The organism is Acidisphaera rubrifaciens HS-AP3, from assembly GCF_000964365.1.
Classification (GTDB): Bacteria; Pseudomonadota; Alphaproteobacteria; order Acetobacterales; family Acetobacteraceae; genus Acidisphaera; species Acidisphaera rubrifaciens.
The window spans coordinates 1-13,637 of record NZ_BANB01000478.1; the positions used below are offsets into that span (position 1 = coordinate 1).

Annotated in this window: 11 protein-coding genes and 1 pseudogene; 5 read left to right on the forward strand and 7 right to left on the reverse strand. The window is 69.4% G+C overall.

Annotated features, from left to right (window positions below):
- Positions 1 to 349: tetraacyldisaccharide 4'-kinase (locus tag B8460_RS13280; protein WP_048862086.1), on the forward strand; the 349-nt coding region annotated here is incomplete at its 5' end.
- A 9-nt stretch (positions 350 to 358) separates the two neighbouring features.
- On the opposite strand, the gene B8460_RS13285 is transcribed toward B8460_RS13280, so the two are convergent.
- Genes B8460_RS13285 through B8460_RS13300 form a run of 4 tightly spaced genes read right to left on the reverse strand, consistent with a single transcriptional unit; the run spans position 359 to position 6,042 of the window.
- Complete coding sequence (locus B8460_RS13285) at positions 359 to 2,149, reverse strand: acyl-CoA dehydrogenase C-terminal domain-containing protein (RefSeq protein ID WP_048862087.1); 1,791 nt, start codon at positions 2,147 to 2,149, stop codon at positions 359 to 361.
- Between the two features lie 12 nt (positions 2,150 to 2,161).
- Positions 2,162 to 4,474 (reverse strand): 3-hydroxyacyl-CoA dehydrogenase NAD-binding domain-containing protein, encoded by a 2,313-nt coding sequence (locus B8460_RS13290; RefSeq protein ID WP_199445646.1) that lies wholly within the window; start codon positions 4,472 to 4,474, stop codon positions 2,162 to 2,164.
- Positions 4,475 to 4,482: 8 nt separating this feature from the next.
- Positions 4,483 to 5,619 carry a thiolase family protein gene (locus tag B8460_RS13295; RefSeq protein WP_048862089.1) on the reverse strand — a complete coding sequence of 379 codons (1,137 nt, stop codon included), beginning with the start codon at positions 5,617 to 5,619 and terminating at the stop codon, positions 4,483 to 4,485.
- Positions 5,620 to 5,637: 18 nt separating this feature from the next.
- The gene (locus tag B8460_RS13300) at positions 5,638 to 6,042 is read right to left on the reverse strand and encodes a MerR family transcriptional regulator (RefSeq protein WP_048862090.1); all 405 of its coding nucleotides are present in this window, start codon (positions 6,040 to 6,042) and stop codon (positions 5,638 to 5,640) included.
- A gap of 146 nt (positions 6,043 to 6,188) precedes the next feature.
- Between B8460_RS13300 and B8460_RS13305 the strand changes: the two genes are divergently transcribed.
- On the forward strand, positions 6,189 to 7,631 hold the full coding sequence (locus B8460_RS13305; protein ID WP_048862091.1) for a hypothetical protein: 1,443 nt from the start codon (positions 6,189 to 6,191) through the stop codon (positions 7,629 to 7,631).
- Between the two features lie 87 nt (positions 7,632 to 7,718).
- Positions 7,719 to 8,348 carry a glutathione S-transferase family protein gene (locus B8460_RS13310; RefSeq protein ID WP_048862097.1) on the forward strand — a complete coding sequence of 210 codons (630 nt, stop codon included), beginning with the start codon at positions 7,719 to 7,721 and terminating at the stop codon, positions 8,346 to 8,348.
- A gap of 27 nt (positions 8,349 to 8,375) precedes the next feature.
- Here the strand turns inward: B8460_RS13310 and B8460_RS13315 are convergent, their stop codons facing one another.
- Positions 8,376 to 10,025 carry a long-chain-fatty-acid--CoA ligase gene (locus tag B8460_RS13315; RefSeq protein ID WP_052945242.1) on the reverse strand — a complete coding sequence of 550 codons (1,650 nt, stop codon included), beginning with the start codon at positions 10,023 to 10,025 and terminating at the stop codon, positions 8,376 to 8,378.
- 340 nt (positions 10,026 to 10,365) lie between these two features.
- Between B8460_RS13315 and B8460_RS13320 the strand changes: the two genes are divergently transcribed.
- Positions 10,366 to 11,037 carry an ABC transporter substrate-binding protein gene (locus B8460_RS13320; protein ID WP_048862093.1) on the forward strand — a complete coding sequence of 224 codons (672 nt, stop codon included), beginning with the start codon at positions 10,366 to 10,368 and terminating at the stop codon, positions 11,035 to 11,037.
- Positions 11,038 to 11,067: 30 nt separating this feature from the next.
- Here B8460_RS13320 and B8460_RS13325 read toward each other — a convergent pair whose 3' ends face one another.
- Together B8460_RS13325 and B8460_RS13330 are read right to left on the reverse strand one after the other, a co-directional pair.
- Positions 11,068 to 12,087: an NADP-dependent oxidoreductase gene (locus tag B8460_RS13325; RefSeq protein ID WP_048862094.1), complete on the reverse strand. Its 1,020-nt coding sequence runs from the start codon at positions 12,085 to 12,087 to the stop codon at positions 11,068 to 11,070.
- Entirely contained in the window at positions 12,087 to 13,151 is a 1,065-nt protein-coding gene (locus B8460_RS13330) for an alcohol dehydrogenase (protein WP_048862095.1), read from the reverse strand. Before B8460_RS13330 ends, B8460_RS13325 begins: the two co-directional genes overlap by 1 nt.
- A gap of 101 nt (positions 13,152 to 13,252) precedes the next feature.
- Between B8460_RS13330 and B8460_RS13335 the strand changes: the two are divergent.
- Positions 13,253 to 13,637, forward strand: a pseudogene (locus B8460_RS13335) (hypothetical protein); the annotation flags it as partial.

Below are 13,637 nucleotides of genomic sequence, written 5' to 3' on the forward strand. Positions count from 1 at the left end.
GCTGCCGGTGCTGCGCGCGCGGCTGGCGCCCGATGCGCGGGCGCGGGCGCTGGCGGGGATGCGGGTCTTCGCCTTTGCCGGCATCGGCCGCCCTTCGAAGTTCCACGCGACGTTGCGCGAAGCCGGTGCCGAGCTGGTCGGGACCGAGGACTACGCGGATCACCACCCCTATACGGCCGCGGAGATCGACCGCGTGCTGGCGCGGGCCGACGCCCTCGGCGCCGTCGCGGTGACGACGCCGAAGGATCGGGTGCGGCTGCCGCCGGATCTGCCGATACGCGCGGCGGGCGTCAGCCTCGTCTGGGAGGACGAGGCTGCGATCGACGCCCTGCTGCGCGACGCGGCATGACGCGGCGGATCAGAACGCCGCTTCCGGGAAGCTCATCATCGCCTCCTTCCCGGCCTTGATCTGGAACAGCAGCCCGCCCGCCTGCGGCAGGATGCGTTCGAAGTAGAAGCGGGCGGTCTGCAGCTTCGTCTGGTAGAAGGCCGCGTCGGCGCCCGCGCTCATCATCTTCTCCAGCGACAGCTTCGCCGTGCGCGCCCACATGTAGCCGAGCGCGACGAGCCCGAAGAGGCGCAGGTACTCGGTCGCCGCCGCCCCCGCCTCCTCCGGGTCGCCCATGCCCTTGCTGGCGATGTGCGCGGTCGCGAGTTGCAGGGCGCCGAACGCGCGGCCGAGGCCGGTGACCATCTTGCTCAGCATCGGATGCTTCTCGTTCGCCTCGATGAAGGCGGCGACGGGATGGAAGAACGTGCGCAGGTTCCGTCCCATATGCGCCGGCAGCTTGCGGCCGACGAGGTCGAGCGCCTGGATGCCGTTCGTGCCCTCGTAGATCAACGCGATGCGCGCGTCGCGGACAAGCTGTTCCATGCCGTGATCGCGTATGTAGCCGTGGCCGCCATAGACCTGCATCGCGGTGTTGGCGCTCTCCAGGCCGAGATCGGTGAACAGCGCCTTGACGATCGGCGTCATCAGGGCCGCGAACCCCTCCGCCGCCTCGCGTTCCGCGGGGTCGTTCGCGTGATGCGCCTCGTCCAGCCGCCGCGACACCCAGCCGCCGAGCGCGCGGCAGCCCTCGTTGTAGGCGCGGATGGTCAGCAGCATGCGCCGCACGTCGGGATGCACGATGATCGGATCGGCGGCGCGGTCGGCGGCTTTCGCACCGGCGAGGCTGCGGCCCTGGATACGGTCGCGGGCATAGGCGACGGCGCTCTGATAGGCGATCTCGCCCATGCCGAGGCCCTGGATGCCGACGCCCAGGCGGGCGGCGTTCATCATCGTGAACATGGCGTTGAGGCCGCGCCCGGGCTCGCCCACGATCCAGCCCTGCGCATCCTCGAACACCAGCTGCGCCGTCGCGTTCGCCTTGATGCCCATCTTGTGTTCGAGGGACGCGCACACGACGCCGTTGCGCGGGCCGGGACGCCCGTCCTCGGTCGGGATGAACTTCGGCACCACGAACAGGCTGATGCCGCGCACGCCCGCCGGCGCGCCGGCGATGCGGGCCAGTACCAGATGCACGATGTTTTCCGACAGGTCGTGCTCGCCGGCGCTGATGAAGATCTTCGTGCCGCTGATGCGATAGCTGCCGTCATCGGCGGGCACGGCGCGCGTGCGCAGCAGGCCGAGATCGGTGCCGCAATGCGGCTCCGTCAGGCACATGGTGCCGGTCCATGTCCCGTCCGTGAGCTTCGGCAGGTACAGCGCCTTCTGCGCGTCCGATCCGTGCTGGGACAGGGCCTCGTAGGCGCCATGCGACAGGCCCGGATACATCGAGAACGCCATGTTGGTCGCGCACAGCATCTCGCTGACCATCATCGACACGCTGTGCGGCAAGCCCTGGCCGCCGTATTCGGGCGCGCAGCCGATGCCGGTCCAGCCACCCTCGCGGAAGGTGCGATAGGCCTCGCGGAAGCCCTTCGGCGTGCGGACCACGCCGTTGTCGAGATGGCAGCCTTCCTCGTCGCCGCTGGCATTCAGCGGCAGCAGGACTTCCTCGGCGATCTTGGCGGCTTCCTCCAGCACGCTGTCGATCAGCTCCGGCGTCACGTCCTGCATGCCGTCGAGGGCGGCGAGGCCGGCGCTGTCGTTGAGCTCGTGCAGCACGAAGCGCATGTCGCGCAGCGGCGCCTTGTAGACTTGCATGTTCGTCGCTCCCTAATTGCGCAGCGGCTTGCCGGTCTCAAGCGTGTGTTCGATCCGCGCGAGCGTGGGCCCCGTCCGTATCAGACGCAGAAACGCCGCGCGTTCGAGATCGAGCATCTGCTGTTCGCTGATCACGTCGAGATAGTCCGCCTCGCCACCCGTCAAGGCGCTCGCCAGCGCCTCCGCCACGGTCACGTCATGCGGCGTCGCGATGCCGCGCGCGCGGAACCCCTCGGCGGCCATGCGCAGGGCATAGGCGCCGGACGGGCCCGGCATCTGCTTGAACTCCGGGGGCGCGGGCGGGGCGTAGCCGTCCACCATCGACAGCGCCCGCGCCTTGGCGTCCGCCAGCAGACGATTGCGGTTCATCGTGATCCCGTCGCCGGGGCGCAGGAACTTCAGGTCGCGCGCATCGGCCGCCGACTTGGCGACCGTAGCCGTGCTGATCGTCTCGAACACCTTGGCGACGGCGGGCATCGGACCGCGCGGCAGCTTCGGATCGGCACGCCAGCGGCTGATCATCTCGCCGCAGCCGCCCCATCCCGGAATCACGCCGACGCCGGCCTCGACAAGGCCGATATACGTCTCGGCATGCGCGACGACGGCATCGGCATGCAGCACGATCTCGCAGCCGCCGCCGAGCGCCATGCCGGAGGGTGCGGCGACGACCGGGAACGGCGCGTATTTCAGCGCCTTGTACGCCTGCTGTCCGGCCGCGATGCTCTTGTCGATCTCGCCCCAGGCGGCGATGTTGGCCGCGAACAGCGCAAGGCCGAGATTGGCGCCCAGCGAGAAGTTCTGCCCCTCGTTGTAGATCACCAGCGCCTTGTACTTGTCGCGCACCAGATCGACGGTCTTGCCGATCATCTCCACGATCTTGTCGTCGAGCGCGTTCGACTTCGACGTGAATTCCAGGCACAGCACGCCGTCGCCGATATCCCAGACCGAGGCCGATGCGTTCTTCAGCACAGGGCGAGCCGTCAGCTTGATGTCCTCGAGCAGCAGCACGCCCTCGGGGCGGACGATGTCGTGATAGGCGCCGTCGAGGCCGAGGAACTGCCGGCGGCCCTTCTCGACGCGATAGAAGCTGCGTCCGGCCGCGTCGCGCAGCAGCGCGGGGACCGCCATGCCTTCCTCGTCCAGGCGGCGCACCAGCCAGTCGGTGCCGAGCTTGTCCGCCAGCTCGAACGGACCCCAGCGCCAGTTGTAGCCGAGGCGCATGGTGTCATCGACCGCCGCGATATCGGATGCGGCCGACGGCACCAGGGTCGCCGCATAGGCGATCGTCTGCGCCAGCACGCGGAAGGCGAAGGCGCCGTGCGGCGTCGGCGCGGTGACGAGGGACTTGAGGTCCTTTGCCTCGGCGATGCGCGGCGAATGCTCGGGCCGGTACTCGCCGGTCTTGAGGTCGAGCGCTTCCTTGGTCTTGCGTCCGCCGTCGCGGTTGAGGCGATAGAAACCGCCCTTGCCCTTCCGCCCCGTATAGCCCTCGGCGATCATGCGGCCGATCAGCGGGATGTCGCGGTTGACGCGGTGGAACGCGTCGGAGGGCGGCAGCGCGCGCGCCATCGAGGCGTTGATGTGCGGGCCGAGGTCGATGCCCACGAGGTCCATCAGGCCGAACACGCCCGTCTTCGGCACGCCCATCGGGCGGCCGAGCACGGCATCGGCCTCCTCGACCGTCAGCCCGGCGTCGAGCGTCTCGCACACCGCGAGCTGCATCCAGTAGATGCCGAGGCGGTTGGCGATGAAGCCCGGACTGTCCTCGCAGCGCACGATGCTCTTGCCGAGCGTCACGTCGGCGAAATGCGCGACGGCATCGACCGTCGCCGGATCGCTGTCCGGACCCGCGACGATTTCCAGCAGCCGCATGTAGCGCGGCGGATTGAAGAAATGCGTGATCAGGAAGTCGCGGCGGAACGCCTCCGGCATGCCATCAGTGAGTACCGCCAGCGGAATCGTGGACGTGTTGGAGCTGATGGCGCTGCCCGGCCGGCGGATTGCTTCCAGACGGCGGTAGAGCTGATGCTTCACCTCCGTCTTCTCGATCACCGCCTCGATGATCCAGTCGCAATCGGACAGGCGGGCGAGATCGTCCTCGATGTTGCCCGTCTCCACCAGCTTCGCCGCCGCGCGGGTCATGAAGGCGGCGGGTTCGGTCTTGAGCAGCTTGGCGACCGCGCCCTCGGCGATGACGCTGCGGTTGTTCGCGCCGGGCGGGACGATGTCGAGCAGCACCACCGGCAGCCCGGCATTGGCGACCTGCGCCGCGATACCCGCCCCCATCGTGCCGGCGCCGATGACGCCGACCTTGCGTATCTGCATGCCCATGGTCACACGCGCTCCAGAATGGTCGCGATGCCCTGGCCGCCGCCGATGCACTGCGTCGACAGCGCATAGCGCCCGCCCTCGCGCTTCAGCACCGATGCCGCCTTGCCGGTGATGCGCGCGCCGGTGGCACCCAGCGGATGACCCAGCGCGATCGCGCCGCCGTCGAGATTGACGCGCTCCTCCGGCAGGCCGAGTTCGCGCAGGCAGGCGATCGCCTGGCTGGCGAAGGCCTCGTTGATTTCGACCACGTCGATGTCCTTCGCCTCCAGCCCCGCGCGGGCGAGCGCGCGGCGCGTCGCGGCGACCGGGCCGATGCCCATGATCTCCGGCGCGCAGCCGGCGACGCTGACGGCCTTGATCCGCGCGATCGGCGTCAGACCGTGCTTTTCGGCATAGGCCTCGCTGGTCACCAGCACCGCCGCGGCGCCGTCGGTCAGCGGCGAGGATGTGCCGGCGGTGACGGTGCCGTCCTGGGCGAACGCGGGCTTCAGCCCGGCCAGCGCCTCGGCCGTCGTCTCCGGACGGATGCAGCCGTCCTGATCGACGGTGCCGCCGCGGCCGGTGATCGCCACGATCTCCGCGGCAAGGCGACCGTCCTTCTGCGCCGCCGCCGCCTTCTGCTGACTGCGCACGGCAAAGGCTTCCTGTTCGGCGCGGGGGATCTGCCATTTGCGCGCGACGTTCTCCGCCGTCTCGCCCATGCCCATATAGGCGCCGGCGCTCTTCTTACCGAGTTCGGGGTTGGGCAGCGGGTTGAAGCCCATCATCGGCACGCGGCTCATGCTCTCGATGCCGGCGCAGATGAACGCATCGCCCGCGCCGAGCGCGATCTGTCCGGCGGCGATGTGGATCGACTGCATCGAGCTGCCGCAGAAGCGGTTGACGGTCATGCCCGCGACGGAGATCGGCAGGTCGGCGAGCAGCGCGACAAGGCGGCCGATGTTGAAGCCCTGCTCCGCCTCCGGAAAGGCGCAGCCCATGATGATGTCCTCGATGTCCTCGGGCTTGACCCCCGTCTGCGCGATCAGCCCGCGCACGACCTGTGCCGCGAGATCGTCCGGCCGGGTGCGCGCGAGCGCACCCTTGGTCGCGAGGGTGAAGGGCGAGCGGGCATAGCCGGCGATGACGGCGTGTGTCACAGATCTTCCTCCGTTTGGTCAGGCGACGGCGCGGCGCGACGGCTTCGCCGCCGTCAGCGCCGCCTGCGCCTGGTTGCGTATGTCGGCAAGCTCGGCGAGCGTTTCATCGAGCGCGACGCGCTGCTGTTCCAGCGTCGCGATGCGCGCATCGACGGCACGCAGCAGGGCGCGCACCTGCTCGTGCTGGCTCGTGTCGGCGTCATAGAGATCGAGATATTCGGCGATCTCGCGCAGCGAGAAGCCGAGCCGCTTGCCGCGCAGGATAAGGATCATCCGCGCACGGTCGCGATGGGTATAGACGCGGTTGGTCCCCGCCCGGCGCGGCAGCAGCAGGCCGCGATCCTCGTAGAACCGAAGCGTGCGCGCCGATACGCCGAGATCCCGGCCGAGTTCAGAGACCGTGTAGAGCCGCTCGTCCGCCACTTCCCCGTCCTATCCGTATGCGTGCGATGCCTAACGTATACGTCATAGCGCCGCCGCGCAAGTCGCCCCGGCGTGCGGAGGCGACTGGCAGCGGGAACCAAAGCAGTTTATGTATATTGACAGTAAACATCTCACGGTCCCACGTAATGACGATATTTACGGTGATCTATCGCAGTATAATCGGATTTTTTCTTACGGTCACACTTGGCACGGCGATCCCCGACGCCCACGCTGACGGCATCGTCACGGCGACCGTCCTCGGACAGGGGGTATTCCAGACGACCGACGGCGCCCGCTTCATCGCGCGCGGGGCCAACTACGTGCGTCTCGGGGCCGGGGGATGGCACGACACGCTGGAGCCCGCGACCTATGACGGGCCGCGCGCCGACGCCGCCTTCGCCGCGATGGCGGCGCAGGGCTACAATCTCGTGCGCATCACCCTCGACTGCCCGTCATTCCAGGGCGGGTTCGGCCTGTGGGCGCCGGGTCTGCCCGACACGTATGTCGCGACGGTCGCCGACGTCATTACCCGCGCCGCCGCGCACGGGCTGCGCGTCCTGCTGACCTTCTCCTCGATCCCGCCCAACTACCTGATCGGCCTCACCCCGCCGGCACAGGTCAGCGGCGCGACGCTCAATTACCTCGATCCCGCCTATGTCACCGCCCGCGCGCAGGTATGGAGCGATCTGCTGACCGCCCTCGTGCGCACCGCCGGCCGCGCGATCCTCGCACCCGTCTTCGGCATCGACGCGGAAAACGAGGCGGAGGTCGGCATCGCCGATCAGCCGTGGTCCGCAACCGCCGGCACGTTCACGCTGTACGGCATTGATTTCGATCTCTCCGATCCGGCCAGCCGGCAATGGCTGCTCGATCTCGCCGCCATCGTGTGGATGGACACGCAAGCCGCGGCGATCCACGCGGTCGATCCGTCGCTGCTGGTCTCGACCAGCGTATTCAGCCCGGTGCAGGCGGGGTTTCCGGGCTTCAATGGCGTGCAGCCGGTCGCCGCCCGTCCCGGCGCGACGCGTTACCCGTTGCGCCCGATGATGCTGATGGCGCTGAGCGCGGCGGATTATGTCGATATCCACGAATACTCGGCCGGGGTCGGATGGAACTATGCCGCCTCGCTCGCGAGCGCGGAGATCACGGCGGCAACGCCCTGGCCGAAGCCGCTGCTGTTGAGCGAGTACGGCGCCGCAGTCCCCTTTTATGCCGACGAGGGCGCCGCCGGAGCCGACATGCAGGCGGAGATGGCCGCGACCTGTGCGGCCGGCGTCTCCGGCTGGGCGATCTGGACCTGGGACACGACGGAGCAGACCAATCCCGCCTTCTACACCGCCGACGGCCTGCTCGGTACCGCGATCGGGCCGCAGACGCTGCCGCAGCCGTGCGAGGACATCGCCGCCGGCGATTTCGTGCTAAACGATACCGGCGCTGCACAGATCTTTCATTCGACGGGAAATGGTTACTGCACCTATGCCTCCCCCGCGTCATGGCAGGCGGCGACCGGGGGCGACGCGCTGAACCTGCCGTCCTATAGCCGGATACCGCTCGACATGATTTCAACCGGACTATGCAGCGCCCAGTGAACGGGCGCGTTGCGGGCCGCCTCCGGCGGCGGCTAGCATCGTGTGCCGAACGGCCGGAACGGCCGCGGTCAATACCGGGAGGACGACATGAAAATCTACGATTGGCACATCGCGCCCAATCCGCGCCGTCTGCACATCTATCTCGCCGAGAAGGGCCTTAAGGTCGAACTGGTCGAAGTAGGACAGCCGGACTTCACCCTCGCCCCGTGGTTCAAGGAGAAATATCCGCACGCCATGGTGCCGATGCTGGAGCTGGACGACGTCACGCATATCGGCGAGGCGATGGCGATCGCGCGCTATTTCGAGGAAACGCAGCCAGACCCGCCGCTGATGGGCACGACGGCGAAGGAAAAGGCCGTCATCGACATGTGGGAAAAGCGTGCCAACGAGGAAGGCATGCTGCCCGCCTCGGAGCTGTTCCGCAACACCCATCCCGCCTTCGCGGCACGCGGCCTGCCGGGCGCGCACGAGCCGGTGCCGGCGATCGAGGCGCTGCGCGACCGCGGACGCGCGCGGCTTGCGCGCTTCTTCCGCAAGTTCGATGAGCAGCTCGGGCGGCAGGAGTTCGTCGCCGGGTCCAAATGGTCGATTGCCGATGCAACGACCCTGTGCGCCATCGACTTCGCCGGCTGGACGGACGTCAGGATCCCCGAGGACTGCCGCAACCTGCAACGCTGGTACAAGGCCGTCGACGCGCGTCCCTCCGCCCGCGCCTGAGCCGGTCCGGAGTAAGGCGGCCCTGCGTCAGGCGGGGCGGGCGGCGTAGTCGGCCGCCAGCTCCTTCTTCGACAGCTTGCCCACCATCGTGCGCGGCAGGCTCGCGCGTATCTCGATCGCCTTCGGCATTTCGATCTTGCTGATCTGCGTCTCGAGATGCGCGCGCAGCGCCGCGGGCGTCACCTCCTGACCGGGATGCAGCGCCACGAAGGCGACCGGAGCCTGTCCGCGATAGGGGTCCGGAACGCCGATCACCAAAGCCTCCGCCACCGCCGGATGGCTGTACAACGCCGCCTCGATCACGCTCGGATAGACGTTGTAGCCGGAACACAGGATCAGCTCCTTCAGCCGGTCGAGGACGTAGACATATCCGTCCTCGTCCACCCGGCCGATGTCGCCGGTACGCAGCGCGCCGTCGATCATCACCGCTTCCGTCGCCGCCGGGTTGTGCCAGTAGCCGGCCATCACCTGCGGCCCGCGTATGCAGATTTCGCCCCGTTCCCCCTGCGGCACGATCGCATGCGGCGGCGCGATGTCGCGCAGCTCGATGACGGTGCCCTGCATCGGCACGCCGATGGAGCCGTTCTTGATCACCCCGTCGGGCGGGTTACAGGTCGCGACGCCCGAGCATTCCGTCAGGCCATAGCCCTCCACCAGCCGGCAGCCGGTCAGCGTCTTGAACCGGTCCCGCACCTCCGCCGGCAGCGGTGCGCCGCCGGAGACGCAGACCTTGAGCGACGACAGGTCACGCGGTTGCCGCGCGCAGGCATCGTTGATCGCCGCGTACAGCGTCGGCACCCCGGCAAAGATCGTCGGGCGCTGCCGCTCCATCGCGCGCATCAGATCGTCGAGCACGAAACGCGGCTGCAGGATCAGCTCCGCGCCGGTCAGCACCGCCGCGTTCAGCAGCGCGGTCAGGGCGAAGACATGGAACAGCGGCAGCACCGCCAGCATCCGCTCCCGCCCTTCCTCGAACGAGGGGAAATGCGCATGCACCTGCCGCGCGTTCGCCAGCAGGCCGCCATGCGTCAGCATCGCTCCCTTCGGCACGCCGGTGGTGCCGCCGGTGTACTGCAACGCCGCGATGTCGCCCGGCGCGACCGGAACCGGCGCGGGCGGCGTCGCATCGGCGATGATGTCGGCATGACGGACCCAGGCTGGGTCGCGCGGCATGCGCGCGGTCTCCCGCCGGCGGAACGCGCGATAAAGCAATCCCTTGTGCGCCGGCAGCACGGCGGCCATCGGGCAGACGACGACGAGGCGCACCTGTGTCTGCGGCACCGCCGCGCGCAGCTTGGCGGCGATCATCTCCAGGTCGACGGTGACGAGCACCTCGGCCCCGGCATCGTTGAGCTGGTGCACCAGTTCGCGCTCGACATAGAGCGGATTGCAACCGACGACGATCGCCCCTGCCTGCAACGCCGCGAAATAGTAGATGACGTAATAGGGCGTGTTCGGCAGGCAGAGCGCGACGCGCATGCCGGGCGTCACGCCGGCCGCCTGCAACCCGCGCGCGGCCCGCGCCACCAGCGCGCCGAGCGCGGAATATGTCCAGCGCCGGCCGAGAAACTCCACCGCGGGCCGGTCGCCGAAACGCGCCCCCGACTGCGCGAGCATGTCGGGCAGCGTCTCCGCCGGCGGCGGCGCGACACGCTGATCAGGGCTGATCTGGTCCATGCGCATGGCTGCGGTCCCCTTCCGTCACCCGGCCGGCGCGTCGGGGGATGTCCCGCGCGCGCCCCCGGCATGGCCGCGGCCGCCCAGGACCGAGCCGTCAGTCAGCTATGACAATGCCGGGCATCTGACAAATCGACGGGTTGTCAGGGCGCGCCCGACGGCCCACCTGCCGCGGACATAAGTGTTCTGCCGCCGACCGGCGTGTGAAAGCCTTCACTGCCGGTCATATCAAGGCGGCGTAATTCAAAGCCGTCCGGTCGCTATCGGCCCGCCCCGCGCGGACCATGTCCGGACCGACGGCACACAGTCCGACGACAGAGCTTCAGCGGAGGATAGGATCATGGCCGCACACACCATCGCACTCGGCACCGAAACCGGCGGATTCGCGCGGCGACGCCTGTTGGGCTTTGCCGCCGCGGGCGTGGCGGCGGCACTTCTCGCCCGCCCGGGCCTCGCCCACGCCGCGTCGTATGCCGAAGGCGACGGCGCGGCAGCGCCGGTCAAGGCGCTCGGCGACGCGCTGATCCAGGCGATGCGGGCCGGCGCCGGCACCCCGTTCGCGCAGCGCTACGCGATGATCGCCCCCGCGATCGATCGGGCGTTCGACCTGCAGACCATCCTGCGCGTGTCCGTCGGCCCGCGCTGGGCGTCCATGACGCCGGACGAGCAGGCGAAGCTGCTCGACGTGTTCCGGCGCTACACGGTCGCGAGCTATGTCGCCAATTTCGACAGCTACAGCGGCCAGACGCTGGACGTCACCCCGTCCAGCCGTGCGCTGCCGGGCGGCGAGCAGGTGGTGGACACCACGATCGGCGACGCGAAGCTCAGCTACGTGATGCGTCAGGTCGGCGGCCAGTGGAAGGCGGTGGACGTGCTGGCGGACGGCTCGATCAGCCGCGTCGCCGTGCAGCGGTCCGATTTCCGCAGCGTGATCAACAGCGGCGGCAGCCAGGCGCTCATGGCGAGCCTGCAGCGGAAGGTCTCCGACCTGTCCGGCGGCAGCCTCGCCTGAGCCCTGCGGCGATGCGACAGGCGCCGGGCCTTACGGCTCGGCGCCGACCCGCACCACGAGCTTGCCGAAGTTCTTTCCCCCGAGCAGCCCGATGAACGCCTCGGCGGCGTGATCGAGCCCGTCCACGACGTCCTCGCGATAGCGCAGGCTGCCGTCCATCACCCAAGGTGCGGCCAAACGGCGCCATTCGTCGAACCGCTCCGGCTTGTCGGAGACGATCAGACCCTCGATACGCAGCCGCTTACGCACCGCGGCCATCAGGTTCGGGCCGGGCGCCAGCTCGGTGTTGTTGTACTCGGCGACCATGCCGCACATCACCATTCGGCCGAAATCGTTCAGCAGGGGGAAGACCGCCGCCTGCACCGCCCCGCCGACATTCTCGAAATAGACGTCCGCGCCCTTGGGACAGGCGGCCGCTATTGCCTTTCGCAGCTCCGGCGCCCGGTGGTCGACGCAGTCGTCGAAACCCAGCTCCTCGCGCACGAAGCGGCACTTGTCCGCCCCCCCCGCGATACCGACCGCCCGCGCCCCGGCCCGCTTCGCCAGCTGCCCGACCACCGAGCCGACGGCACCGGAGGCGGCGGAGACCACCACCGTCTCACCGGCCTTGGGCTGGCCGATGTCCTTCATGCCCGAATAGGCGGTCACCCCTGGCATGCCGAGGATGCCGAGGTAATAGGACAGCTTCGCCTCGCCCTTGCGCAGCTTGCTGAGCGAGCCCCAGGCCGAGGTGCCGGCGCTGACGCAATGCGTGCTCCAGCCGCGCGGACCCACGACAATGTCGCCGGGCGCGTAGTCGGGATGGGCGGAGGCCACGACCTCGCCCACCGTCTCGCCGGTCATCACCTCGCCGATGGCAACGGGCTTGGCGTACGACTTCGCCTCCGACAGCCGCCCGCGCATATAGGGGTCGAGCGACAGGTAGATCGTGCGGGTGACGATCTCGCCCTCCGCCGGGGTCGGGATCGCGTCCTCGATGATCTCGAAGTCATCGGCGGCCGGCATGCCCTGCGGGCGGCGGCGCAGGACGACGGAGCGGCGCATGGCCATCACGCGGCCTCCGCGCGCAGCACCACGCGGCCCGCGACCCGCCCGTCGCGCAGGCGCATCAGCGCGTCGTTGGCCTGGTTCTGCGGCACCACCTCGACCGGCAGGGCCTTCAGGTTGCCGCCCTGCGCCAGGGCCATCAGCTCCCGCAGATCCTTCACCGTGCCGACATAGCTGCCCTGCACCGTCAGCGCCCGGATCGCCATGATCGGCAGCGGCAGATACAGCTCGCCGCCGAACAGCCCGACCTGCACCAGCCGGCCGCCCTTGCGCAGCGCATCGAAGGAGAAGCGGGCGGTCGCGGTGCCGTTCACGAGGTCGATGACCGCGCCCACCGGGCCGCCGGCCGCGTCGATGATCCGCTTCGCCACTCCCTCGCCCGCCCCGTCCACGGCGGCCGAGGCGCCGGCGGCCAGCGCGCCCTCGCGCTTCTCGGCGCTGACGTCGACGGAGATGATCGCCTTGTGGCCGAGCGCGCGCAGGATCGCGATGGCGTTCAGCCCGAGGCCGCCGGCGCCGACCAGCACGATCGGATCGTCCGGCGCCATCGGCATGCACTTCTTGATCGCCGAGAAGACGGTGATGCCGGAGCACGCATAGGTCGCGGCCAGCGACGGATCGACGGTGCCCGGATCGACCAGATGCCGCGGGTGCGGCGCGACGACATGCGTGGCATAGCCGCCGTTCTGATAGACGCCGAGGCTGCGCGCCGCGCGGGTGCACATGTTGTCCTCGTCGGCTAGGCAGGCCGGGCATTCGCCGCAGCCGAGCCACGGATAGACGACCCGCAGGTCGCCGACCTTCACCCCCTTGGCATCCGGCCCGAGCTTGACCACGCGGCCGACGATCTCGTGGCCCATGGCCAGCGGCAGGGTCACGCCGCGATCCTTCAGCGACATCTTCTTGCCGCCGCCGAGGTCGTAATAGCCTTCCCAGATATGCAGGTCGGAATGACAGACGCCGCAATGCGTCGTCTCCAGCAGGACCTCCGTGCCCTTCGGCTCCGGCGTCGGCAGTTCGAGCTCCTTCAGCGGTGCTCCGTTCTCGACCACGGCCCAGGCGCGCATGACCGTCCCCTCCCCTGCTTGTTCCGAAAATACGATTGCGGGCCCGATGGGACACGCAGCACCGGTGGCGGTCAAGCCGCCGGGGGCGCATGCTGCCGCGCATGGAACGCGAGTCGGAGACAGGCCGCGACCTCGTGCTGCTCGGCGGCGGCCACGCGCATGTGGAGGTGCTCCGCCGCCTGGCGCGCCATCCCGCAGCCGGCCTGCGGGTGACGGTGATCGCCCGCGAACGGATGACCCCCTACACGGGGATGCTGCCGGCACTGCTGCGCGGCGAGGTCGCATGGCGCGACGCCCATATCGATCTGGCCGAGTTGACGGCCCGCGCCGGCGCCCGGCTGGTCATCGCCGAGGCGCGGTCGATCGACCTCGCCGCCAAGCGGGTCGCCGCGCGCGGCCAGCCGGCGATCGGCTTCGATTTGCTGTCGCTCGACATCGGCGGCGAGCCCGCCATGCCGGCCGAGGGCGAGGTGCCGGATGGCGTGC

Bases quoted from the DNA above. Each gene is read 5' to 3' on its own strand.
- B8460_RS13320 (WP_048862093.1), top strand. From the start codon at position 10,366: ATGGCCGCACACACCATCGCACTCGGCACCGAAACCGGCGGATTCGCG.
- B8460_RS13285 (WP_048862087.1), bottom strand. From the start codon at position 2,149: ATGCAAGTCTACAAGGCGCCGCTGCGCGACATGCGCTTCGTGCTGCAC.
- B8460_RS13290 (WP_199445646.1), bottom strand. From the start codon at position 4,474: ATGCAGATACGCAAGGTCGGCGTCATCGGCGCCGGCACGATGGGGGCG.
- B8460_RS13305 (WP_048862091.1), top strand. From the start codon at position 6,189: ATGACGATATTTACGGTGATCTATCGCAGTATAATCGGATTTTTTCTT.
- B8460_RS13330 (WP_048862095.1), bottom strand. From the start codon at position 13,151: ATGCGCGCCTGGGCCGTGGTCGAGAACGGAGCACCGCTGAAGGAGCTC.
- B8460_RS13325 (WP_048862094.1), bottom strand. From the start codon at position 12,087: ATGGCCATGCGCCGCTCCGTCGTCCTGCGCCGCCGCCCGCAGGGCATG.
- B8460_RS13310 (WP_048862097.1), top strand. From the start codon at position 7,719: ATGAAAATCTACGATTGGCACATCGCGCCCAATCCGCGCCGTCTGCAC.
- B8460_RS13315 (WP_052945242.1), bottom strand. From the start codon at position 10,025: ATGGACCAGATCAGCCCTGATCAGCGTGTCGCGCCGCCGCCGGCGGAG.